Raw genomic sequence first — 21,905 nt, forward strand, 5'->3', positions numbered from 1 at the left:
TTACTTCGGGTATCTTTCAAAAAGCACCGACAATCGAAAGCCACGGGGCACGCCCGCCCCGCGCCGAAAGGAATGCCATGTCTCGCGAGCTGCGCCTCGTCTCCTGGAACGTCAACGGCCTGCGCGCCGTCATGAAGAAGGATCCCAGCTTCACCGACGTGGTTGAGGCCACGAACGCCGACGTCTTTGCCATCCAGGAGACCAAGCTGCAGGAGGGCCAGATTGCCCTTGACCTGCCCGGCTACTACCAGACCTGGAGTTATGCCGAGCGCAAGGGCTACTCCGGCACCGCCGTCTTCAGCCGCGAGGAGCCGCTGCGAGTGATCAACCACATCGGCGCCCCCGCCGCAGACGACGAGGGTCGCGTCTGCGCCCTGGAGTTCCCGAGCTATTGGTTCGTGGACGTCTACACGCCCAACGCCCAGAACGAGCTGGCGCGCATCGACACGCGCCTGGCCTGGGACGCGGCGTATCGCGAGTTCCTGTGCGGGCTGGCCGCCAAGAAGCCCGTGGTGACCTGCGGCGACTTCAACGTGGCCCACAACGAGATCGACCTCAAGAACCCCGGCCCCAACCGTGGCAACGCCGGCTTCTCCGATGAGGAGCGCGAGAGCTTCACCCGCCTGCTCGACGCCGGCTTCACCGACACCTTCCGCGCGCGCCACCCCGACCTCGCCGGCGCCTACAGCTGGTGGAGCTACCGCTTCAACGCGCGCAAGAACAACGCGGGCTGGCGCATCGACTACTTCCTCGTGTCCAACGACATCGCCGACCGCGTGACCAGGGCTTCGATCCTCTCCGAGGTCTATGGCTCCGACCACTGCCCGGTGGAGCTGACCATCAGCCTCTAGCGGGGGAGGTGCGGGGGCGCGTTCTTCTCGCCGCGCCGGGCGTGCCGAGCGGCATGCCCGGCGATGCGCTTCCGACCCTGCGCGCTTCTCCGTCCTATCTCGAGCATGCCTCCGCTCACGGTTGCGCCGAGCATGCCCCGGCGCACGCTTTTGGCCAAAAATCGAGAAGAACCGTGCACAGAGGCATGCTCGGCGCAACTGTGCGCGGAGGCATGCTCGAGGCAGGGGGATCGTGGCCTGAAGGCGGGGCGGGTCCCTAGCCCAGGGTGATGTAGCCGGTTCCGGCGTCGGGGTCCTCCGGTCGCGGGCCGGCGTCAGGCGTGCCAAAGAGGAACGTGCGCCAGAGCGGCAGGTCGCGCAGGCCCTGTTCGTGCGCCGCCTCATAGGAGGCCGTCAGCTTGCGCGTGCTCACGGTCCCGCTCTCGACGGTCATCTCGTCGGGATAGACCACGTAGGCACGACCCTCGGCGGCGAGGCGCTCCACGTGCTCGATGGCGACGTTGTAGCGCTCCCAGCGAGAGAGAAGGGCCTTGCGCAGGTAGGGGTGGTCCTTGGCGACGCGGGCGTAGATCCGGGCCTCGCGGTCCGTCGGGGGCTGCTTGCGGTAGCCGCGCGGACGCGTTGCCACGAAGAAGAACCGCTCGAACCCGTCGTCCTCCGCCATGCAGAGCGGGATGCCCGCGCCCGTCCCCAGGCCGCCGTCGTAGTAGGTCACGTCGTCGATGGGGAGGGGCTGCATCGCGCCCGGGAGGGTGGAGCTTGCGCGCACGATGTTGACCATGCGCGCGGGGTCCGTCATGTCCTCGCGGCCAAAGCGAACGGTGCGGCCGGAGTCGCGCTCGAAGGCCTGGATGCGGACTCGGGCGGGGTTGGCCGAGAACGTCTCCCAGTCAAAGGGGAGCGCACCCGAGGTGAGGGCGCCCTCATAGAGCGCGTCGGCGTCGAAGTACCCCTTTCCGCGCAGGACGGAGCGCAGGCCCACGGCAGGCTTCGCGGGGCCGTCCACGATGAACGACTTCCTCACGCGCGTGCGGTCGCGCGAGACGTAGTTGATCGTGTTGCTCGCCCCGGCCGAGAGGCCGCAGACGTAGTCAAAGTGGATTCCCTGTTCCAGCAGGACGTTGGCGATTCCGGCAGAGAAGCTGCCTCGATACCCGCCGCCCTCGAACACGAGGGCGCAGTCGAAGACGTTGTTGGTGAGCGTGTTCACGGTGCCTCCTTCGCGCAATTCGACGCTCCGGCGCGCAATACCCTGTTATATGCCCCAAACCTTGCCAGGGGATTCCCCGTCGACGGTTTCTCCATGACGTTGGGGTGCCTGCGCGGCGGCGCCGTTCGCGCTACCATGGCGAGAAGAACGACGAGGGGAGAGGAACATGGCGCAGACCATCACCGATCCGACCCAGGCCGCCGCGGAGCTCGCGGAGCGCTTCTCACGTGCGCGCCGCGCCGTGTTCTTCGGGGGCGCGGGCGTCTCGACGGCGAGCGGCATCCCCGACTTCCGCAGCGCGGACGGGCTCTACCACCAGCACTTTGCCTATCCTCCGGAGGAGATGCTCAGCCATGGGTTCTTCGTCTCCCACACGGAGGAGTTCTACGACTTCTATCGCGAGCGCATGATCTGCCTCGACGCGCGCCCCAACCAGGCCCACCGGAAGCTCGCCGAGCTCGAGCGCGACGGGCGCCTCGCCGCGGTGGTGACGCAGAACATCGATGGGCTTCACCAGGCGGCGGGCTCGCGCGTGGTTCACGAGCTCCACGGCTCCACGCACCGCAACGTTTGCACGCGCTGCGGCGAGACCTACGCCGCCGAGTGGGTCATGGCGACTGACGGCGTGCCGCGATGCGAGAAGTGCGGAGGCCTTGTGAAGCCCGACGTCGTCCTCTACGGGGAGCAGCTCGACGAGCACGTCCTTCTCGCCAGCGTGCGCGCGATATCCGAGGCGGACCTGCTCGTCATCGGGGGGACGTCGCTCGTGGTGTACCCCGCGGCGGGGCTGGTCAACTACTTCCAGGGGGAGGATCTCGTGATCGTCAACCGGGACCGCACCCCGCAGGATGACGTCGCCGACCTCGTCTGCGCCTGCGACATCGCGGCCGCCTTCGACTTCTAGCCGCTCAAAGGGGGCGCGTCCCACTGGCGTCAGGCTTATTTGGCGTGCCACTGGCGTCAGGTTTATTTGGCACACGTTACCCGCGTGCCAAATAAACCTGACGCCAGCGGCACGCCAAATAAGCCTGACGCCGGTGGCGCGGCGGCATGCCGGCCGAGGCGGGTACAATGGTCGAATACGCTCGGACCGAGGAGGATGACCATGCTTCGAGAGAACCACACCACCTGGCGCTGCGGCGCGCATGAGATCTCGCTCGCGCGCCCACGCATCATGGGCGTCCTCAACGTCACGCCGGACTCCTTCTCGGACGGCGGGGAGAACCTCGACCCCAAGGCCGCCGTCGCGCGCGGCCTTGAGATGCTCGACGAGGGCGCGGACATCATCGACGTGGGCGGCGAGTCGACGCGGCCCGGGCACACCCCCGTCCCCTCGAAGGAGGAGGCGGAGCGGATCGTCCCGGTGGTGCGCGCGCTCGTCGCGGAGGGGGCCGTCGTCTCCGTGGACACGCGTCACGCCGACGTCGCCCGCATGTGCGTCCGCCTGGGCGCCGCCATCGTGAACGACGTGACGGGCTTCACCGACCCCGAGATGGTGCAGGTCGCGGCAGACACGGACTGCGGGTGCATCGTGATGCACTGGAGCAAGGACTCGCTCGCCGCCCGACCGCCGCGGCGCCAGGTCCTTCTCGACGAGTCGCGCCCCACGGGGTCTGCCGCCCAGCGCCCCGTCACCTCCCAGCGCCGCTTCACGCTGCCCGAGGAGGCCCCCATCATGCGCAAGGTCATGGGCTTTCTTGGGGACCAGGCGCGCACGCTCATGCGCGCCGGCGTCGCGCGCGAGCGGATCTGCGTGGACCCGGGCCCCGGCTTTGACAAGATGGCGGACGAGGACGTGGTCATCCAGCGCGCCACCCGCTCGATGGTCTCGATGGGCTACCCCGTGGTCACGGCGGTCTCGCGCAAGCGCTTCGTCGGGGCGGTCTCCGGCGTGGCCGATGCCGCGGAGCGCGACTTTGCCACGGCGGGCATCTGCATCTCCGCGCTCGAGAACGGCGCCCGCATCCTGCGCGTCCATGACGTGGCGGGGGTCTCCCAGGCGGTGAACGCCTACTGGGCCGTGTCCCACAAGGACGCGCGCCAGGGGTTTGTGAGCCTCGGCTCCAACGTGGGCAACCGCGTGGCCAACCTCGCGCGGGCCACGCAGCTCATCGACGAGATTCCCCTCACCTGCGTGGTCAACGTGAGCCACGCGTACGAGACCGAGCCCGCCTACGGTATCGCCACTCCCGTGGCCAACGCCGTGGCGGAGATCCGCACGGAGCTCCACCCGCTCGTCCTCATGGGCAAGCTGCTCGAGGTGGAAAACGAGCTCGGCCGCATCCGCGCGGACGCCGCCACGCGCGACCCCAAGAAGCCCGGGACGGGCCCGCGCACCATCGACTGCGACCTCATGTGGGTCGAGGGCGAGCGCCACGCCGGGTCCCGGCTCACCCTGCCGCACCCCCGCCTCGGCGAGCGCGACTACGTCATCGTCCCCATGGAGGACCTCATGCATGACCCGGTGCGCTTCCTCACGCACGGCGACGTGGAGGTGCTCCCCCGCGAGCAGCGTGTGGGCCTCGTGACCGCCGACCTCGGGGAGGTCGCATGGGAGTAGCCTCGCTCACGCTGCGCCCCGCGGTGCCGATGGGGCATGTGACCGGCGTGCCGTTCGTGGCGGCCCTCGGCGTGGCGGGCGCGCTCGGCGCGCGCGTTTCCTGGCCGCATGAGGTGGTGGGCGCGGACGGGGAGCCAATCGCGTCCGTCCGGGCCCGTGCCGGCTACGATGACGAGGGCATCTACGTAAGCTGCGACATCGTGCCGCGGGGCGAGAAGGACCTCGATGCCGACGCGCTCTCCTGCGCCGTCCGTGAGGCCGTGGACGCATGGGCGGCATCCGTCGCCGCGGGCCGCGCCGCCGCGGGCCCGCTCGCGCCCGTGCTCTCCGACTACTTCGACGCCCTCGCCTCCATGGGGGAGGCCGTGGAGGTCCTGCGCGCGGGACGAGCCGTTGCCGAGGGCACGCTCGTGGCCGTGGACGTGTGGGGTCGGGCCACGGTGCGCCTCGCGGACGGCCGGGAGCTCGAGCTCGCCCCCGAGCAGGCGGAGCTTCGTCGCATCGCGTAGGGAGGCGCCGCGCTAGCCGCGCGCCCGCTCCCAGAGCCAGATCTCGCGGATGCCGCGCAGGGTGAGGTCGGGGTCCACGGCGTCGAAGAGGTCCGTCGCCTGGGCGACGGTCCCGGCGAGGCCGCCCGTGCCCACGACCGTGGCGTCAGGGGCGCCCAGCTCGGCGCGGATGCGCGCCACGAGCCCCTCGGCCTGCGCCGCGGCGCCGACGACGAGGCCCGACTGCAGGGCCGACTCGGTGGAGTCGCCGAGCGTCCGGGCGGGAGCCTCGATGGGCACGCTCGCGAGCCGAGCCGCGCGCGAGAAGAGCGCGTTCGCGGAGAGCATGAGCCCCGGCGAGATGGCGCCGCCGCGGTAGCGCCCCCGCTGGTCCACGACGTCGATGTTCGTTGCCGTCCCAAAGTCCACCACGATGACCGGCGAGCCGTAGGTGCTTCTCGCCGCGATGGCGTTGGCGATGCGGTCGGCCCCGACCTGGCGCGGGTCGGGCATGGCGACCTCCATCCCATAGCCCTCGCTCGCGCGGACGACGAGCGGGGCCTTGCCGAGATGCGCCGTGAGGCAGCGCTTCCACGCGCGCTCGAGCGCGGGGACCACCGAGGCCACGCCCGCCTCGCTCGCGTCGTCGAGCGCGAGGCCGTCCTTCGCGAAGAAGGAGAGGAGCCGAGCGTGAAGCATGTCGGCCGTGTCGCTCGCGTCCGTGGACATGCGCCACCCGCGCGCAAGGGAGCCGTCCTCCCGGAAGAGCCCCAGCGTGGTCTGCGTGTTTCCGACGTCGATGGCAAGGAACATGCGTGCCTCCCCGTGGCCTGCCGCCCGCGGCGGCGCGTTCTTCTCGCCTCATCTTACGCGGAAATCTCCACATATGCGCTACGGGGTTTCTGATATAGTCATACGGCTATTGTGTCTTGGTCGGAACCAAGACGAACCCCTGCTCTGGTCGGAAACCAGGGCCGAAGAAGAGGAGTCCTGCCATGAAGCAAGGTATCCACCCCGACTACGTGGAGTGCACGGTCCGCTGCACCTGCGGCAACACCTGGACGACCCGCTCCACCAAGAAGGAGATCGTCGTCGACCTCTGCGACAAGTGCCACCCGTTCTACACCGGCACCCAGAAGCTCGTCGACACCGGCGGCCGCGTCCAGCGCTTCGCCGACAAGTTCGGTGGCGCCGCTGCCGCGCAGCTGAAGAAGGCCCAGGAGGCCAAGGCCGCCAAGGCCGCCAAGGCCGCCGAGGAGGCCGCCGCCAAGAAGGCCGCCAAGGAGGCCAAGGCCGCCGAGAAGGCCAAGCGTGCCGCCGAGTACGCCAAGAAGGCCGAGGCCGCCAAGGCCGCTGCCGCCGCCCCCGCCGAGGAGGCCGCTGCCGAGCCGGAGGCCACCGAGGCCGAGTAGCCCCAGGCATCATGGCATGAGAGGGCGCCCCGCGGAATCGCTCCGCGGGGCGCCCTTCTGTGTGCGCGTCGGGCATGCGCCCGGGGCAACCCGGCGCGAGGGCCAGCGGGCCGTTCTCGCCGTGCGATCGCCCGGGGCGCCCTTTTGCGTGCGAGGCTCACTTCCGCAGCGAGAACACGTCCGTGTACGTGAGGGTCTCGTCGTAGGGGATGAACAGGAACGAGCCCGTGTGCGCGAAGCTCGTCGTGACCTCGGCGGTCGCGGCCGTCGGGTCGTCGGGGCTCCCCAGCCGCAGCGTGAGCGAGACCACGCCGTCCACGTCCTCGGGAAGCGTCGCCTCGAGGACGAGCGTCCCGTCCTCGTCGTCAACGAGGGTGGCCGTGAACGGGACCTCCTGGAACAGGGCGTCGCCGTCGCAGCCCTGGGCGTCCTGGGCGGGGTGGGCATGGTAGTGGGCGACGCCCGCGACGGAGCCCGAGACCTGCGTGACGCCGCCCTCCGTCCACGTCTGGTCAACGTTGATGACAAGGCCCGCCGCCCGCGCGGCAAGGCACTTGGTGCCGTCGGTCTCCTGGCGCGAGAAGGTGCCCGACCACGTCCCCACCAAGGGGTCCAGGCTGCGCGTCCGGCCGTCCTCGGACACCCGCACCCCCTCGATCTCCCACTGCCCGGTCGACGAGCGGAAGGAGAACGTCACGGTCAGGCGGCACTCGTACGACTCGAAGATCCCCGCGCGAACGCACACGAGGTCCAGGACGTCGGTGCCCTCCTCGGGGTCGAACTCCTCGCGCTCGACGGTCAGCTCGGCGCCCTCGTAGAGCTCCTCGAGGCTCGCCCCGCCCCCGTCGCCGCCGAGCTGCTGGTCGGCGCGCTCGAGCACGGTCGCCATGTTCGCGGCGAGTCGCTCCCGGCTGATGCCGTTGACCGGCGTCCATGACACGCGGACGTCCTCGGGCTCCCCCGCGGCGACCCACTCGCCGTCCCGGAGCGCGTAGCCCAGCGTGGCCGACTTCTCGGCGCGCACGGCGTTCGAGCCCTCGTAGGTGACGAGCACCTCCGCTCGCGCCACGCCGTCCTCGGACGGGGCGATCGAGCGGACCTCGACGTCCCGCGCGACGAGGATGTCATCGATGCCAAAGGCGCCCGGCGCATACTCGGGCGTCGTCAGGCGCGTGCGCGCGTCCTCGGCGACGAGCTCCTCCGAGGGGGCCTCAGGGGGTCGGAGCGCCAGCGCGACGCCCACGGCGAGAAGAACGAGGACGGCCACCGCCACCACCACGGCCGCGACGCGATGGGCGTGCAGCGCGTCGCGGACCGCCTGCGCCCTGCCGCGCAGGTAGCGCCCCATCGTCCCCGCCACGTCGCGCAGCGCGGGGTCGTCGGCGCCCGCATCGGGGCCGGCCGGCGTGGGGGCGACGGGCGGGCGCCGCTCGGTGTCATCCGCCGGGCGTCCGCCGAGCGCCGCGGTTCTGCCCGCGACGGTGGCGTCGGCATCGCTCGCGTCGGGGGCGTCGTCCGTCACCCTGGCCGGCGCGGGCGTCGCCTCAAGCAGCCCGTCTTCGGCCGCCTCGCGCGCCTCGCGCCCGTCCTTCTCGCTCTCGTCAGCTGCCGACATGCGTTTCTCCTTTGGTCGCACTGGGCTCTAGTGTCTCATACCGGCGGCTCGGGGTATGATAAGACGGTTAAAGACACGTGCGGGGGAGGGCCTGTGTACGCGAGATTCGACATGCTCTAGCGGCTGGGAAGGGGGAGACCCCCCATCGCGCATGCCCAGACACCAAGCCCCCACGAGGAGAAGAAATGCGAGACAAGCTCACCAAGATCATCCAGGCCTACGAGGAGCTCGAGCAGAAGCTCATGGACCCGGCCGTGGTCTCCGACCCCAAGGAGTACGCGCGCCTGGCCAAGGAGCACGCGAGCCAGGCCGAGCTCGTGGCCCGCGCCCGCGAGTACCTCGGCGCGCTCGACGACATCGAGGCCGCCAAGGAGATGCTCCACGAGGCAGATGCCGACGAGAAGGCCATGCTCCAGGAGGACATCTCCGCCAACGAGGCCAAGCTCCCCGAGCTCGAGGACGAGATCAAGTTCCTGCTCATCCCGGCCGACCCCAACGACGAGAAGGACACGATCGTGGAGATCCGCGGCGGCGTGGGCGGCGACGAGGCCGCCATCTTCGCCGGAGACCTCTTCAAGATGTACCAGCGCTTCTGCGAGAGCCGCGGGTGGAAGATCCAGATCCTCTCGTCCAGCCCGAGCGAGGCCGGCGGCTTCAAGACCATCGAGTTCAAGGTCACGGGCGAGAAGGTCTACTCCGTCATGAAGTACGAGTCCGGCGTCCACCGCGTCCAGCGCGTGCCCAAGACCGAGAGCCAGGGTCGCATCCAGACCTCCACGGCCACCGTTGCGGTGCTGCCCGAGGCCGACGAGATCGACATCCAGATCGATCAGTCCGACCTGCGCATCGACACCTACTGCGCGTCCGGCCCCGGCGGCCAGTGCGTCAACACCACCTACTCGGCGGTGCGCATCACGCACCTGCCCACCAACACCGTGGTGCAGTCCCAGGACCAGCGCTCGCAGATTCAGAACCGCGAGGTCTGCATGCAGATGCTGCGCGCCCGCCTCTACGAGATGGAGCTGGAGAAGCAGCAGGCTGAGCAGGGCGCCGCGCGCCTCTCGCAGATCGGCCACGGCAACCGCTCCGAGAAGATCCGCACCTACAACCAGCCGCAGGACCGCGTGACCGACCACCGCATCGGCTTCAACAGCACGTATAACGGCGTCCTTCTCGGCGACGCGCTGTCGAGCGTCATCGAGGCGCTCGCCGCCGCCGAGCGCGCGGAGAAGCTCGCCCAGGCGGTCTGATCTCAGACGGGTACGCCCGGACGCCCCGCGGCCCTGATGGGCGGCGGGGCGTCCTGCCATCGGGTGCGGCACCGCTCTGACCGCACATGGAGCAAGGGGGGGATCGTGCGCATCGTCGTGGCGTCCGACTCGTTCAAGGGCACGCTCTCGTCCGTCAGGATCGCCCGCCTCGTCGCCGAGGAGGCCCCGGGCGTCATCCCGGGGGCCGAGGTGGTCGCCGTCCCCATGGCGGACGGCGGGGAGGGCACGTCCGAGGTGCTCGCCTCCGCCTGCGGGGGCAGGCTCCGGGAGGTCGACGCGCTCGATCCCCTCGGGCGGCCCGTGCGCGCATCGTATGCCCTGCTCGGATCGGGCAGGGCCGTCGTGGAGGTCGCTGCGGCGTCGGGCCTTCCGCTGCTCGCCCCCGAGGAGCGCCGCGCCGGGCGGACCACGAGCTTCGGGACGGGCCAGCTCATCCTCGACGCCCTTGACCAGGGGTGTCGCAGCATCACGCTCGCCCTCGGCGGAAGTGCCACCAACGACTGCGGAACGGGGGTCCTGCGCGCCCTGGGCGCCCGCTTTCTTGACGTCGCGGGCGACGAGCTCCAGGGGACGGGCGACGAGCTGGGGAGCATCTCCCGCATCGACCTCTCGGGTCTGGACGAGCGCGTAGGCCAGACGGAGTTTCGCGTCATGTGCGACGTCGACAACCCCCTGACGGGGCCGGACGGGGCCACCGCGGTGTACGGGCCCCAGAAGGGCGCGAGCCCGGAGGACGTCGCCCGGATCGACGCGGGCATGCGTCGCTTTGCCGCGGCCATCAGAGACCAGCTCGGAATCGACGTCGAGGGCATTCCCGGCAGCGGCGCGGCGGGTGGCATCGGGGCGTGCTGCGTGGCGTTTTTCAGCGCGGCGCTCGTCCCCGGCGTCGAGCAGGTGGCCTCGCTCGTCGGGCTTGGGGACAGGCTCGCCACGGCCGACCTCTGCATCACGGGTGAGGGGCGGCTCGACGCGCAGAGCGTCCGCGGCAAGGTGGTCGCCGGGGTCGCCCAAGCGTGCGCCCGCGCGGGGGTCCCGTGCGTCGCCATCACGGGCGCTCTCGACCTCGAGGCCCCTGAGCTGCCCGGGCTTGCGGCGGTCGTTCCCACGGCGGTCGATTCCGATCTGGGGCTCGCGCACGCGCTCGAGCATGCGGAGGAGCTCTATCGGCTGGCGGTTCGCCGGGCGCTCGCCCTCGTCTCCCTCGGGGCGTCGCTCAGGGCCTGAGGGGGCTCCCTCCGGCCCGTCCGTCGCAAAACCCCCGCACAAACACTGCGCGGGGCCAATACGACACTTTCTGGCGGCTTTTCGTCGCGAAACCCCCGCACAGGCACCGTGCGGAGCCGAGGCGACACCTCGCCCAGACCGCCCGTCGCGAAGCCCCCGCACGGCGGCTGCGCGGAGCCAATGCGACACCTCGCCCGGCCCGTCCGTCGCGAAGCCCCCGCACAAACACTGCGCGGGGCCAATACGACACTTTCTGGCGGCTTTTAGTCGCGAAACCCCCGCACAGGCACCGTGCGGAGCCGAGGCGACACCTCGCCCAGACCGCCCGTCGCAACCCCCCCCGCATGCCTGTCGCGCGGGGGCCTCGCGACGTTTTCGCGGCAGGTCCCGCGGCCCTCCCGCCCCATGGCACCCCACCCGCGCTATGATGCAGTGACGCCTCGCGAGCGAAGGGAGCACGATGCCACACGGCGAGCCCTGGACCATCAAGCGCATACTCGACTGGACGAGCGGATACCTCGAGCGCAAGGGTGACGAGCACCCGCGCCTCTCGGCGGAGTGGCTGCTCGCCAACGTCACCGGGCTCTCACGCGTGGAGCTCTACGTCAACTACGACAAGCCGCTGGAGGCCGACGAGCTCGCTGCCATGCACGTGGCGATCGAGCGGCGCGCGGCGGGGGAGCCCCTGCAGTACGTGACCGGCGAGATGCCCTTCCGCCACATCGTCCTCAAGTGCGAGCGCGGCGTGCTCATCCCGCGCCCCGAGACGGAGGTCCTCGTGGACGCTGCCCTCGAGGGCGTGGACGCGGCCCTCGCGCGTCGAGGCGAGAAGGACGAGAAGCGCCCGGAAGGCGAGAAGGACGAGAAGGACGCGGAAGGCGAGAAGGACGAGAAGCGCCCGGACGGCGAGAAGGACGAGCCGGCGGGCGATCCCGTCCGCGTGCTCGAGGTCGGCACGGGCACGGGCTGCATCGCGCTCTCCATTGCCTCGGAGCGCCCGGGAACGCACGTCACCGCGACCGACCTCTCCGAGCGTGCGGTCGAGCTCGCCTCCCGCAACCGCGAGGCGCTTGGCCTCGAGGGCGCGGTGGACATCGTCCAGACGGACCTTGCGGAGGGGGTTGACCCCGAGCTCATGGGGTCCTTCTCGGTACTTGTCTCAAACCCGCCCTATATCCCCACCGCCGTGCTGCGCGAGGAGGTCCCCGCCGAGGTGGCGGACTACGAGCCCGAGCTCGCGCTCGACGGCGGCGATGATGGGCTCGACGTCTTCCGTCGCCTGCTCGACCTCGCCCCTCGCGTCCTCGCGCCCGAAGGCATGCTCGCGGTCGAGCTCTTCGAGGGCTCCCTGGAGGATGCGGCCGCCCTCGCGCGCGCCCAGGGCGGCTGGTCCTCGATCGAGGTCCGGGAGGACCTCACGCATCGTCCGCGCGTGCTCGTGGCAATACGGGAGGGATAAGATGGGACGCGTTCTTTCGGTTGACCAGCAGGCCCCGGACGAGGGTGCCGTCGCCCGCGTCGTCGACGTCCTGAGGGAGGGCGGCGTGGCCGTGCTCCCCACGGACTCGGTCTATGGCATCTGCTGCGCCGCGACGCCGGGCAACCCCGCCCACGGGCGCATCTTCGACATCAAGCGCCGCGACCGCGCCCAGACCCTGCCGTGGTTCATCGCCGAGGCCTCCGACCTCACGCGCTACGGCAGGGATGTCCCGGCGTGGGCCATGCGACTCGCCGAGCGCTACTGGCCGGGCGCGCTCACGGTCGTCGTGCGCGCCTCCGACGAGGTGCCGCCGGAGTACGCGCAGCCCTCCGAGGGCGGTGCCACGATCGCCCTGCGCGTTCCCGGCTCCGCGCTCGACCGGGCCGTCGTCCGCGCCCTCGGCGCGCCGCTCGCCCAGACGAGCGCCAACACGCACGGCGCCCCCTCGGCCACGAGCGGAAGCTCCGTCGAGCCCCAGATCGTGGACGCGGCGGACCTCACCCTCGATGGCGGCGAGGCCCCGGTGGGCGTGGCCTCGACGATCGTGGACGCCACGCGCCCCGAGCCGTGCGTGCTGAGGGAGGGCGCCCTCACGCGCGACGAGGTCCTTCTCGCCGTTTGCGAGGCGTAACACGGCGCTCACGGAGACCCCGCGTCATCGTGCTACGCTATATCCTGCGCACGCCGCAGGGGCGCCCTGCGGATCGGCGAGCCGGGCCGCGCGGGGCGCGTGATGGCGCTCGGGGCGGCTCCCAACCAGAGGAGGTCCCATGTTCTGCGAGCACCTGAGAGCGTCCGATCCCGAGGTCTTCTCCACGGTCGAGGACGAGCTGCGTCGCCAGCGCTCGTCCGTCGAGCTCATCGCGTCGGAGAACTTCGTTTCCCTGGCCGTCATGGAGGCCGTGGGGTCGCCCCTCACCAACAAGTACGCCGAGGGCCTGCCGGGCAAGCGCTACTACGGCGGCTGCTGGGCTGTCGACCGTGCGGAGAACCTCGCGCGCGACCGCGTCTGCAAGCTCTTTGGCGCGGGCTTTGCCAACGTGCAGCCGCATTCGGGCGCCCAGGCAAACTACGCCGCCCTCGCGGCGCTGGCGACTCCCGGCGACACCGTCATGGGCATGGCGCTCGACAACGGCGGCCACCTCACGCACGGCTCGCCTGCCAACTTCTCCGGCAAGCTCTACAACATCGTCTCCTATGGGGTTGATCCCCAGACGGAGCGCATCGACTATGACGTCGTGGCGGAGCTCGCCGAGAAGCACCGCCCCAAGGTGATCATCGCCGGTGCCTCGGCCTACCCGCGCACCATCGACTTCGAGCGCTTCGCCCAGATCGCGCACGGCGTGGGCGCGTCCCTCATGGTCGACATGGCGCACATCGCCGGCCTCGTGGCCACGGGCCGCCATCCCAGCCCCGTGCCCTACGCTGACGTCACCACCTCCACCACCCACAAGACCCTGCGCGGACCGCGCGGCGGCCTCATCCTGGCAAACGACGCCGACCTTGCCAAGAAGCTCAACTCCGCGGTCTTCCCCGGAAGCCAGGGCGGCCCGCTCGAGCACGTCATCGCCGGCAAGGCCGTCGCCTTCGGCGAGGCGCTCTCGCCGGACTTCGCTGCCTACACCGATGCCATCCTCGCCAACGCCAAGGCGCTCGGGCGCGGCATGGAGTCCCGCGGGCTGCGCCTCGTCTCCGGCGGAACCGACAACCACCTCCTGCTCGTCGACCTCACCCCGGCGGGGGACGTCACGGGCAAGGACGCCGAGGGGCTGCTCGACTCGGTGGGCATCACGGTCAACAAGAACACCATCCCCGGCGAGAAGCGCTCGCCCTTCGTCACGAGCGGCATCCGCGTGGGCTCTGCCGCCGTCACCACCCGAGGCTTCAGTGAGCAGGAGTGCGAGCGCGTGGGCGAGCTCATCGGTGACGTCGTCTCGGGCCACGGCAACGACGAGCTCATGGACCGCATCAGCATGGAGGTTCGCGAGCTGCTCGCCGAGCATCCGCTCTACCCCGAGCTCGGCTAGCCTCTCGTCCGGTTGCCTATTTGGGGACAGGCCCCTTTTAGGCAAGTGTTCATACCTGCAAACTTGCCTAAAAGGGGCCTGTCCCCAAATAGGCAACTAGACAACGAAGGAGAATCCATGGCAGAGGAGTTCGACCCGGCACGCTTCACCGTCATCGACCACCCGCTCGTGCAGCACAAGCTCTCCATCCTGCGCGACAAGGACACGCCCACCAAGCAGTTCCGCGAGCTCGTGAACGAGCTTGCGATCTTCGAGGGCTATGAGGCCATGCGCGACTTCCCGCTCGAGGACGTCGAGGTGGAGACGCCGCTCGAGGTCACCACGTGCCGCCGGCTCTCCGGCAAGAAGGTCGCCATCATCCCGATCCTGCGCGCCGGCCTCGGCATGGTGGACGGCCTGCTCCAGCTCGTCCCCTCCGCGCGCGTGGGCCACGTGGGCATGTACCGTGACCCCGAGACGCACGTGCCGCATCAGTACTACTGCAAGTTCCCGCCCGACATCGAGAACCGCATCTGCCTCGTCGTCGACCCCATGCTCGCCACCGGCGGCTCGCTCACGGCGGCCATCCAGTTCCTCCGCGAGGCCGGCGTCAAGGACATCCGCTGCCTGACGCTCGTCTCCGCGCCCGAGGGCGTGCGCGCGACGCTTGACTTCGACCCGGACGTGCGCCTCTACACCTGCGCGCTCGATCGCCAGCTCAACGACCACGCCTACATCCTGCCGGGCCTCGGCGACGCGGGCGACCGCATCTACGGCACCAAGTAGGGCGTGCGGCGCGCCGTCCTTCTCGCCCCGCGCGTTTTGGAAAGTGCGGTCGTGGCAGCTGGCCGCGGATTTGCGTTGTGAGATTCGGGCCTATGGCAGCAGCTCGGCTGCCATAGGTCCGCTTTTCACAACAGGCGATGACATCTCCCCAGTTGCCGAGATTCCGCGACTGCCAAGACCCGCATTTCTGCAACGTCGAGCGACGCGATTTTGCCGCGACCCCGCTTTTGACAACTCCCGGGCGTCGCTCGGGCCGCGCCGAGCGGGGCTGGCGAGAAGAACGGGCGAGAAGAACCGGCGAGAAGAACTCTTCACGATTGTGACGAATCGGGGGCGGGAGGGGGCCAGCTTGACCTATTTCGCGGTCGCGCTAGACTTCCAATGTCCTTAATTCGCTCGGACGGGAGGCGCGCGCTTGGAACCTCAGGTCGCCATCGCCTCCGGCGCGCTCTTCGGTCTTCTGGGGTGCGTCGCGCCTGCGGTGCTGTTCGAGCGGGCTCTGAGGGGAGGTCAGGGGGTGTCGCTCGCCGCCGGCCTCGCGGCGGTAAGCATGTCGTTTCTCACCCTTACCGTCGTCCTGCTTGTGGTGTATGCTGCCGCGAACGGGGGCTTCTTGGAGTTCGGTTGTGCGCTGGTCGGCTCGTTCCTGCTCTTTTGGACGGTCGAGGCGATTCGCGCCTGGAGGGCGGCCAACGGCCGTTCCCCGCATAGAAGGGAAGGATGAGCGTGGGCAATCCTCTGGACAGCCTGGGCGATGAGGTAAGCGAGCTCGTCAAGAGCTTCACGTCCCAGACGATCGTCGGCCAACTCGACAGCGCGGGCCTCACCCAGTACACGTTCTGGTTCGCGGTCGCCATCATCTTGCTGCTGGTGGTGCTTCTCGTCTTCAAGAAGAAGCAGTCTCAGAGCCTCGTCCCGCAGGGCGCCTTCGTGAACGGCGTCGAGTATGTCGTCGAGTTCGTGCGCGACGACATGTGCAAGGGACTGCTCGGGGACACCTGGAAGAAGCACTTCCCGTTCATCGCCTCGATCTTCATGGTGATTCTCGCCAACAACATCGTGGGCATCATCCCGGGCTGCAAGCCGGGCACCGGCACCATCTCCACCACCGCCGCGCTCGCGCTCTGCTCGTTCGTCTACTTCATCGTGTGCGGCATCAAGAAGAAGGGCGCGCTCGGCTACGTCAAGAGCCTCGCCCCGGAGGGGGTCTCCTTCCCGCTCAACGCGCTGGTGTGGCTCATCGAGGTCTTCTCCACGATCCTTCGCCTCATCACGCTCGCCGTCCGACTCTTCTGCAACCTCTTCGCGGGCCACGTCGTCATGGGCACCTTTGCGATTCTGGCCTCTCTTTTCTTCGAGCCGATGATCCAGGCCTTCTCCGTGGCCACGGCGATCCAGGCCGGCGCGTCCGTGCTGTGGGTCGGCATCCTGCTCGTCATCTACGTGGTGGAGATCATGGTCGCCGCCATCCAGGCATATGTCTTCGCCCTGCTCTCTGCGGTCTACATCCAGATCGCGGAGTCGGACGAGGAGTAGCAGCGGCAACTCGCGGGCACGCCCGCAGTGCATAGTACGTTTGGTTTGAACTCGCCCCAACGTGCGCGACAGGAGCGCGGGGCGGATGTCAAAGGAGGAACAGTGGGAGCTCTCGGTGTCGTTGGTTATGGTCTCGGCGTTATCGGCGCGGGCATCGGCATCGGCCTTGCCGCCAGCGGTGTCGCTCAGGGCATGGCTCGCCAGCCCGAGGTCCAGGGCCGTCTCTTCACGGTCTTCATCCTGGGCTCGGCGTTCGTCGAGGCGCTCGCCCTCATCGGCTTCGTCGTCAGCCTCATCGTCAAGTAAGGGCTGTCGCACGAGCGAGTTGGAGGCACGCATGAAGAACACCGCACACAGAGCCGCCTCGGCCGCGGCCGTCTCCGGGGGCCTCGCCCTCGCGCTGACGACGATGCCGACGGTGGCGCTCGCAGAGGAGTCCGCGGTCGGCGCCGACATCCTCATCCCCAAGGTGGCCGAGTTCGTCCCGGCCCTCATCGCCTTCCTCATCATCTGGGCCGTCCTCGCCAAGCTCGTCTGGCCGCAGGTGCTCCAGATGATGGAGAAGCGCCAGGAGAAGATCCAGTCCGACCTCGACGCCGCCGAGCGCTCCAAGGTCGAGGCCGCCGAGCAGGCCCGCGCCTATGACGAGAAGATCGTCGAGGCCCATCGCGAGGCCGAGGCCATCGTCGCCAAGGCGAAGAAGGAGGCCGAGGAGGAGCGCTCGCGCATCCTCGCCAAGGCCCAGAAGGAGGCCGTCGACATCATCGCCAAGGCGCATGGCGCCGTGGACTCCGAGCGTCACAAGGCCATGATCGAGCTCTCAGGCTCCGTGGTGGACCTCTCCGTGGAGATTGCGAGCAAGATCATCGGCAACGACCTCACCGACGAGCAGCAGCGTCGCCTTGCCGAGAAGTACCTCGCGGAAGTGGGCACCTCAAATGGCAACTAAGCGCTCCGACGCCGATAGGGTCGAGGCATACACCCGGGCCCTCATCGAGGCGGCCCGCTCCGAGGGTCGCGCCAACGCGGACCTCGTCCAGTGGCAGCATGCGAGGAAGTTCTCGCCCGAGGTCCTGGAGACCCTTGCCGCCATGCAGCGCGAGGACGACCTCGACCTCGTGGCGGAGGTGGCCAAGCAGTACAAGGAGCTGCTCGACGCCGAGGACCGCACGGTCTCGGTGACGGTCACCACCGCCGTCCCCATGGACGAGGCGCTTCGCGCCAAGGTGCGCGAGAAGGCCGAGCATGACCTCGACGCCCCGGTTTACCTCGTCGAGCGCGTGGACCCCGCCATCATCGGCGGCATCATGCTCGAGGTGCGTGGCAAGCGCTACGACGCCTCGGTCCGCGCCCAGCTCGCAAACATCAGAAAGACGCTTTCCTCTTCGTTCATTGGAGGTGAGGAGAAGTGACGGACTCCATCAGCTCGCAGAAGATCATGGACACGCTCCGCAAGGAGCTCGCGGCCATCAGCGCCACGGTGGACAGGCAGGAGGCCTCCGTCGTGACCGAGGTCGGAGACGGCATCGCGCACGTCTCGGGCCTCAAGACCGCCATGGCCGGTGAGCTTCTCCAGTTCACGAGCTCTCTCACCGGGCGCGACGTCTACGGCCTCGCCCAGAACCTCGACCGCGACGAGGTCGGTGCCGTCCTCTTCGGCGATGTCGAGGACATCAAGGAGGGCGACGAGTGCCGTACCACCGGCCGCGTCATGGATATCCCGGTCGGACACGCCATGCTCGGCCGCGTAGTGAACCCCCTCGGCCAGCCGATCGACGGCCTCGGCCCCATCAACACCACGCATCGCCGCCCCATCGAGTTCAAGGCCCCCGGCATCATGGAGCGCCAGCCGGTGTGCGAGCCCGTCCAGACGGGCCTTCTCGCCGTCGACGCGATGGTGCCCATCGGGCGTGGCCAGCGAGAGCTCATCATCGGCGACCGCAAGACGGGCAAGACGGCAATCGCCATCGACGCCATCGTCAACCAGCGCAAGACCGACATGATCTGCATCTATGTGGCCATCGGCCAGAAGGCCTCCACGGTCGCCACGATTCGCGAGTCCCTCTCGCAGCGCGGCGTCCTGGACAAGACGGTCATCGTGGCCGCCACCGCCGCCGACTCCGCGCCGATGCAGTACATCGCCCCCATGGCGGGCGCCGCGATCGGCGAGTACTTCATGTACAACGACGAGCACGGCAACCCCGCCGATGCCGAGCACCCCGGCGGCCACGTCCTCGTGGTCTATGATGACCTCTCCAAGCAGGCGGTGGCATATCGTCAGATGTCGCTGACGCTGCATCGTCCGCCCGGACGCGAGGCCTATCCCGGCGACATCTTCTATCTGCACTCTCGCCTGCTCGAGCGTGCCTGCAAGCTCTCCGACGCCAACGGCGGCGGCTCGCTCACGGCGCTCCCGATCATCGAGACGCAGGAGGGCGACGTCTCCGCCTACATCCCGACGAACGTGATCTCCATCACGGACGGTCAGATCTACCTGCAGTCCAACCTCTTCTTCCAGGGCCAGCGCCCGGCCGTCGACGTGGGCATCTCGGTGTCGCGCGTCGGTGGCGACGCGCAGGTCAAGGCCATGAAGCAGGTCGTGGGCACGCTGCGTCTGGACCTTGCGGCCTACCGCGAGAAGCAGGCCTTCTCGCAGTTCGGCTCCGACCTCGACGCCACGACGCAGTATCAGCTCAACCACGGCGCCCACATGATGGAGCTGCTCAAGCAGCAGCGTTACTCGGCGCTCGACGTGCGCGACCAGATCATCGCCATCTTCGCCGCCAAGGAGGACTTCCTTGACGACATCGACCTCGGCAACGTGAACCTGTTCCGCGACGGCCTCGCCCGCTACATGGCAGAGCGCCACCCGCGCCTGCGCGACTCGCTGCTCGACGGAAAGATCGGCGAGGACCAGCAGAACCGCCTGCGCACGCACATCGCCCACTTCAAGGCGGAGTTCCTCAAGGAGCACCCCAACAAGGTGCGCGAGGACGTCGAGAAGAACGCCGAGCCGACGGTCGACCACGCTGGCGCGCCCTCGCTCGGTCAGGAGTAGTGCCCGATGGCTAACCTGCGCGAGATACAGAGGCGCCGCGCCTCGATCCAGAGCACCATGCAGATCACCCGAACGATGGAGATGATCTCCACCGCGCGGATTCGCAAGGCGCTCACGAGGGCCGAGGAGGCGGAGCCCTACAAGGACGCCATCACGCGCATGCTCGCCAACGTCGCCGCGGCGGGTTTCGACACGTCGCAGCCGCTTCTGGCGCGGCACGCCGCCGAGAAGCACGTCCTGTTCATCCTCATCGCGTCTGACCGCGGCCTTGCCGGTGGCTTCAACATCGTGCAGCAGCGCGCGGTCGAGCACGAGATGGCCGAGCTTGCGGCGCGCGGGGTCTCCTCGTCGGTCATCACCTGCGGGCGCAAGCCCACGGAGTACTTCACGTACCGCAAGATCGTCCCCGTGATGTCGTTCGTCGGCATCTCCTCTGAGCCGAACATGGACCAGGCGGACCGCATTGCCTCCTACGTCATGGACGGCTATGCGTCCGGGGCAATCGATCGCGTGGTGCTGTACTACTGGCACGCCAAGAACCGCGTGGAGCAGACCCAGGTCACCGAGCAGCTGCTGCCGCTCTCCAAGGAGCAGCTCACGATGCCCAACAAGCCGCGCGAGCGCGAGGCGCTCTCGAAGGTGGGGGCGCACGAGCACACCGACTTCGCGTTCGACCCCTCGCCGAGCGAGGTCCTGGGCCACCTCATGCCCGCCTACTTCCGGACGGTCATCTTCCACGCCCTGCTCGACTCCGCCGCCGCGGAGCATGGTGCGCGCCGCCGCGCCATGCAGTCTGCGACCGACAACGCCAAGGAGGTCCTGGACTCGCTCGCACGCACGTACAACCGTGAGCGCCAGGGCGCCATCACCACCGAGCTCAACGAGATCATCGGCGGCGCGTCCGCATTGGAGGACTACTGATGTCAGAGAAGAACCTGGAGCCGCGCTCCGCGCTTGAGGAGGCGGCCTACAACAAGCTCAACCGCTCCGTCGGCGTGGGCACGGTCGTCCGCATCGTCGGCCCCGTCGTCGACGTGCAGTTCGAGGGTCAGGTCCCGAGCGTCTACACCGCGCTCACCGTCGAGGGTGACACCCCCGTCGGCCACGTGAGCACGGTGCTCGAGGTCGAGTCCCAGCTCCCGGGCGGCGTCGTCCGCACCGTCGCCATGTCCTCGACCGACGGCCTCACGCGCGGCCTCAAGGTGCGCGACACCGGCCACCCCATGATGATGCCGGTCGGCCCCTCCACCCTCGGACGCGTCTGGAACGTCATGGGCCAGCCGGTCGACGGCAAGGGAACGCCCGACGACGTCCAGTACTATCCGATCCACCACCCCGCCCCGTCCTTTGACGAGCTCACCACGCAGACCGAGATCTTCGAGACCGGCATCAAGGCCATCGACCTTCTCGAGCCCTACGTCCGCGGCGGCAAGACGGGCCTCTTCGGCGGCGCGGGCGTCGGCAAGACGGTCCTCATCCAGGAGCTCATCAACAACCTCGCGCAGCAGCACGGCGGCACCTCGGTCTTCACGGGCGTCGGCGAGCGCACCCGCGAGGGCACCGACCTCTACCTCGAGATGAGCGAGTCCGGCGTCATCGAGAAGACCTGCCTGGTCTACGGGCAGATGAACGAGCCGCCCGGAGCGCGCATGCGCGTGGCGCTCGCCGGCCTCACCACCGCGGAGTACTTCCGCGACCAGGGCCAGGACGTGCTCCTGTTCATCGACAACATCTTCCGCTTCTCGCAGGCGGGCTCCGAGGTCTCGGCCCTTCTCGGCCGCATGCCCTCCGCCGTTGGCTACCAGCCCACGCTGGCAACGGAGATGGGCGAGCTCCAGGAGCGCATCACCTCCACCAAGGAGGGCTCGATCACCTCGGTCCAGGCCGTCTACGTTCCCGCTGACGACCTCACCGACCCGGCCCCTGCCACCACCTTCACGCACCTCGACGCCACGACGGTCCTCTCGCGCGCCATCACCGACCTCGGCATCTACCCGGCCGTGGACCCGCTTGCGAGCTCGAGCTCCGCGCTCGACCCCTCGATTGTCGGCGAGGAGCACTACCGCGTGGCCATGGCGGTGCAGGAGACGCTTCAGGAGTACTCCGACCTGCAGGACATCATCGCCATTCTCGGCATGGACGAGCTCTCCGAGGAGCAGCAGAACGTCGTGTCTCGTGCGCGCAAGATTCAGCAGTTCCTCTCGCAGTCCTTCCACGTGGCCGAGAAGTTCACCGGCAACCCCGGCACCTACGTGACCGTCGAGGACACGGTGCGCTCCTTCGCCGAGATTGTCGACGGCAAGTGCGACGACCTGCCCGAGCAGGCGTTCCGCTTCGCGGGCACGATCGAGGACGTCCGCCAGAGGGCGGCCGCGATGTCCGACGGGGCAAAGGGCTAGGGGAGCGAC

At 69.1% G+C, this 21,905-nt stretch carries 23 protein-coding genes; 19 read left to right on the forward strand and 4 right to left on the reverse strand.

The annotated features are described in order from the left end of the window. Positions 1–77: 77 nt before the first annotated feature. Positions 78–851, forward strand: a complete 774-nt coding sequence (locus tag E0L17_RS08310; RefSeq protein WP_167930781.1) for an exodeoxyribonuclease III — start codon at positions 78–80, stop codon at positions 849–851. Here E0L17_RS08310 and E0L17_RS08315 read toward each other — a convergent pair. Both E0L17_RS08315 and E0L17_RS08320 read right to left on the reverse strand, forming a co-directional pair. Further along, entirely contained in the window at positions 848–985 is a 138-nt protein-coding gene (locus E0L17_RS08315; protein WP_167930782.1) for a hypothetical protein, read from the reverse strand. The genes E0L17_RS08310 and E0L17_RS08315 overlap by 4 nt on opposite strands. 122 nt (positions 986–1,107) lie before the next feature. After that, positions 1,108–2,061, reverse strand: a complete 954-nt coding sequence (locus E0L17_RS08320; protein ID WP_167930783.1) for a patatin-like phospholipase family protein — start codon at positions 2,059–2,061, stop codon at positions 1,108–1,110. Positions 2,062–2,227: 166 nt separating this feature from the next. Here E0L17_RS08320 and E0L17_RS08325 point away from each other — a divergent pair, with 166 nt between their 5' ends. The 3 genes from E0L17_RS08325 to E0L17_RS08335 all read left to right on the forward strand — a co-directional run bounded on the left by E0L17_RS08325 (position 2,228) and on the right by E0L17_RS08335 (position 5,130). Beyond that, positions 2,228–2,965, forward strand: coding sequence for an NAD-dependent protein deacylase (locus E0L17_RS08325; RefSeq protein ID WP_167930784.1), 738 nt, complete (start codon positions 2,228–2,230; stop codon positions 2,963–2,965). Positions 2,966–3,166: 201 nt separating this feature from the next. Next, positions 3,167–4,621 carry a dihydropteroate synthase gene (gene folP, locus E0L17_RS08330; protein WP_167930785.1) on the forward strand — a complete coding sequence of 485 codons (1,455 nt, stop codon included), beginning with the start codon at positions 3,167–3,169 and terminating at the stop codon, positions 4,619–4,621. Next, a complete protein-coding gene (locus E0L17_RS08335) occupies positions 4,612–5,130 on the forward strand; it encodes a hypothetical protein (protein ID WP_167930786.1) in 519 nt (172 codons plus the stop codon). The genes folP and E0L17_RS08335 overlap by 10 nt, the downstream gene beginning before the upstream one ends. Positions 5,131–5,142: 12 nt before the next feature. Here E0L17_RS08335 and E0L17_RS08340 read toward each other — a convergent pair whose 3' ends face one another. Further along, entirely contained in the window at positions 5,143–5,922 is a 780-nt protein-coding gene (locus E0L17_RS08340; protein ID WP_167930787.1) for a type III pantothenate kinase, read from the reverse strand. A 182-nt stretch (positions 5,923–6,104) separates the two neighbouring features. Between E0L17_RS08340 and rpmE the strand changes: the two genes are divergently transcribed. Continuing rightward, positions 6,105–6,521: a 50S ribosomal protein L31 gene (gene rpmE, locus E0L17_RS08345; RefSeq protein WP_167930788.1), complete on the forward strand. Its 417-nt coding sequence runs from the start codon at positions 6,105–6,107 to the stop codon at positions 6,519–6,521. A gap of 157 nt (positions 6,522–6,678) precedes the next feature. On the opposite strand, the gene E0L17_RS08350 is transcribed toward rpmE, so the two are convergent. Continuing rightward, positions 6,679–8,136, reverse strand: a complete 1,458-nt coding sequence (locus E0L17_RS08350) for a hypothetical protein (protein ID WP_167930789.1) — start codon at positions 8,134–8,136, stop codon at positions 6,679–6,681. A 185-nt stretch (positions 8,137–8,321) separates the two neighbouring features. Between E0L17_RS08350 and prfA the strand changes: the two genes are divergently transcribed. The 14 genes from prfA to atpD all read left to right on the forward strand — a co-directional run bounded on the left by prfA (position 8,322) and on the right by atpD (position 21,896). Then, positions 8,322–9,386: a peptide chain release factor 1 gene (gene prfA, locus E0L17_RS08355; RefSeq protein ID WP_167930790.1), complete on the forward strand. Its 1,065-nt coding sequence runs from the start codon at positions 8,322–8,324 to the stop codon at positions 9,384–9,386. Positions 9,387–9,491: 105 nt separating this feature from the next. Then, positions 9,492–10,631: a glycerate kinase gene (locus E0L17_RS08360; RefSeq protein ID WP_167930791.1), complete on the forward strand. Its 1,140-nt coding sequence runs from the start codon at positions 9,492–9,494 to the stop codon at positions 10,629–10,631. Positions 10,632–11,091: 460 nt separating this feature from the next. Then, positions 11,092–12,090 (forward strand): peptide chain release factor N(5)-glutamine methyltransferase, encoded by a 999-nt coding sequence (gene prmC, locus E0L17_RS08365; protein WP_167930792.1) that lies wholly within the window; start codon positions 11,092–11,094, stop codon positions 12,088–12,090. Between the two features lies 1 nt (position 12,091). Then, complete coding sequence (locus E0L17_RS08370) at positions 12,092–12,742, forward strand: L-threonylcarbamoyladenylate synthase (protein ID WP_167930793.1); 651 nt, start codon at positions 12,092–12,094, stop codon at positions 12,740–12,742. A 139-nt stretch (positions 12,743–12,881) separates the two neighbouring features. Continuing rightward, positions 12,882–14,138 carry a serine hydroxymethyltransferase gene (gene glyA / locus E0L17_RS08375; protein WP_167930794.1) on the forward strand — a complete coding sequence of 419 codons (1,257 nt, stop codon included), beginning with the start codon at positions 12,882–12,884 and terminating at the stop codon, positions 14,136–14,138. Positions 14,139–14,255: 117 nt separating this feature from the next. Beyond that, complete coding sequence (gene upp / locus E0L17_RS08380) at positions 14,256–14,903, forward strand: uracil phosphoribosyltransferase (RefSeq protein WP_167930795.1); 648 nt, start codon at positions 14,256–14,258, stop codon at positions 14,901–14,903. A 415-nt stretch (positions 14,904–15,318) separates the two neighbouring features. Beyond that, positions 15,319–15,627 carry a hypothetical protein gene (locus E0L17_RS08385; RefSeq protein ID WP_167930796.1) on the forward strand — a complete coding sequence of 103 codons (309 nt, stop codon included), beginning with the start codon at positions 15,319–15,321 and terminating at the stop codon, positions 15,625–15,627. 2 nt (positions 15,628–15,629) lie between these two features. Beyond that, complete coding sequence (gene atpB / locus E0L17_RS08390) at positions 15,630–16,439, forward strand: F0F1 ATP synthase subunit A (RefSeq protein WP_353652970.1); 810 nt, start codon at positions 15,630–15,632, stop codon at positions 16,437–16,439. Positions 16,440–16,541: 102 nt separating this feature from the next. Further along, positions 16,542–16,745 carry an ATP synthase F0 subunit C gene (gene atpE / locus E0L17_RS08395; protein WP_075278954.1) on the forward strand — a complete coding sequence of 68 codons (204 nt, stop codon included), beginning with the start codon at positions 16,542–16,544 and terminating at the stop codon, positions 16,743–16,745. Between the two features lie 31 nt (positions 16,746–16,776). Continuing rightward, positions 16,777–17,388 (forward strand): F0F1 ATP synthase subunit B, encoded by a 612-nt coding sequence (gene atpF, locus E0L17_RS08400; RefSeq protein ID WP_167930798.1) that lies wholly within the window; start codon positions 16,777–16,779, stop codon positions 17,386–17,388. Beyond that, positions 17,378–17,851: a F0F1 ATP synthase subunit delta gene (locus E0L17_RS08405; protein WP_167930799.1), complete on the forward strand. Its 474-nt coding sequence runs from the start codon at positions 17,378–17,380 to the stop codon at positions 17,849–17,851. The genes atpF and E0L17_RS08405 overlap by 11 nt, the downstream gene beginning before the upstream one ends. Next, positions 17,848–19,497 (forward strand): F0F1 ATP synthase subunit alpha, encoded by a 1,650-nt coding sequence (atpA, locus tag E0L17_RS08410; protein ID WP_167930800.1) that lies wholly within the window; start codon positions 17,848–17,850, stop codon positions 19,495–19,497. Before E0L17_RS08405 ends, atpA begins: the two co-directional genes overlap by 4 nt. A gap of 6 nt (positions 19,498–19,503) precedes the next feature. Continuing rightward, positions 19,504–20,418 carry an ATP synthase F1 subunit gamma gene (atpG, locus tag E0L17_RS08415; RefSeq protein ID WP_167930801.1) on the forward strand — a complete coding sequence of 305 codons (915 nt, stop codon included), beginning with the start codon at positions 19,504–19,506 and terminating at the stop codon, positions 20,416–20,418. Further along, the gene (gene atpD / locus E0L17_RS08420; RefSeq protein WP_075278949.1) at positions 20,418–21,896 is read left to right on the forward strand and encodes a F0F1 ATP synthase subunit beta; all 1,479 of its coding nucleotides are present in this window, start codon (positions 20,418–20,420) and stop codon (positions 21,894–21,896) included. The genes atpG and atpD overlap by 1 nt, the downstream gene beginning before the upstream one ends. Positions 21,897–21,905: the final 9 nt, after the last annotated feature.

The sequence above is a fragment of the Olsenella sp. SW781 genome (assembly GCF_012027725.1).
Classification (GTDB): Bacteria; Actinomycetota; Coriobacteriia; order Coriobacteriales; family Atopobiaceae; genus Thermophilibacter.

Bases quoted from the DNA above. Each gene is read 5' to 3' on its own strand.
- E0L17_RS08325 (WP_167930784.1), top strand. From the start codon at position 2,228: ATGGCGCAGACCATCACCGATCCGACCCAGGCCGCCGCGGAGCTCGCG.
- E0L17_RS08340 (WP_167930787.1), bottom strand. From the start codon at position 5,922: ATGTTCCTTGCCATCGACGTCGGAAACACGCAGACCACGCTGGGGCTC.
- prfA (WP_167930790.1), top strand. From the start codon at position 8,322: ATGCGAGACAAGCTCACCAAGATCATCCAGGCCTACGAGGAGCTCGAG.
- atpG (WP_167930801.1), top strand. From the start codon at position 19,504: ATGGCTAACCTGCGCGAGATACAGAGGCGCCGCGCCTCGATCCAGAGC.
- E0L17_RS08350 (WP_167930789.1), bottom strand. From the start codon at position 8,136: ATGTCGGCAGCTGACGAGAGCGAGAAGGACGGGCGCGAGGCGCGCGAG.
- atpF (WP_167930798.1), top strand. From the start codon at position 16,777: ATGAAGAACACCGCACACAGAGCCGCCTCGGCCGCGGCCGTCTCCGGG.
- E0L17_RS08315 (WP_167930782.1), bottom strand. From the start codon at position 985: ATGCTCGGCGCAACCGTGAGCGGAGGCATGCTCGAGATAGGACGGAGA.
- atpD (WP_075278949.1), top strand. From the start codon at position 20,418: ATGTCAGAGAAGAACCTGGAGCCGCGCTCCGCGCTTGAGGAGGCGGCC.
- rpmE (WP_167930788.1), top strand. From the start codon at position 6,105: ATGAAGCAAGGTATCCACCCCGACTACGTGGAGTGCACGGTCCGCTGC.
- E0L17_RS08405 (WP_167930799.1), top strand. From the start codon at position 17,378: ATGGCAACTAAGCGCTCCGACGCCGATAGGGTCGAGGCATACACCCGG.
- E0L17_RS08370 (WP_167930793.1), top strand. From the start codon at position 12,092: ATGGGACGCGTTCTTTCGGTTGACCAGCAGGCCCCGGACGAGGGTGCC.
- folP (WP_167930785.1), top strand. From the start codon at position 3,167: ATGCTTCGAGAGAACCACACCACCTGGCGCTGCGGCGCGCATGAGATC.
- glyA (WP_167930794.1), top strand. From the start codon at position 12,882: ATGTTCTGCGAGCACCTGAGAGCGTCCGATCCCGAGGTCTTCTCCACG.
- E0L17_RS08335 (WP_167930786.1), top strand. From the start codon at position 4,612: ATGGGAGTAGCCTCGCTCACGCTGCGCCCCGCGGTGCCGATGGGGCAT.
- upp (WP_167930795.1), top strand. From the start codon at position 14,256: ATGGCAGAGGAGTTCGACCCGGCACGCTTCACCGTCATCGACCACCCG.
- E0L17_RS08310 (WP_167930781.1), top strand. From the start codon at position 78: ATGTCTCGCGAGCTGCGCCTCGTCTCCTGGAACGTCAACGGCCTGCGC.
- prmC (WP_167930792.1), top strand. From the start codon at position 11,092: ATGCCACACGGCGAGCCCTGGACCATCAAGCGCATACTCGACTGGACG.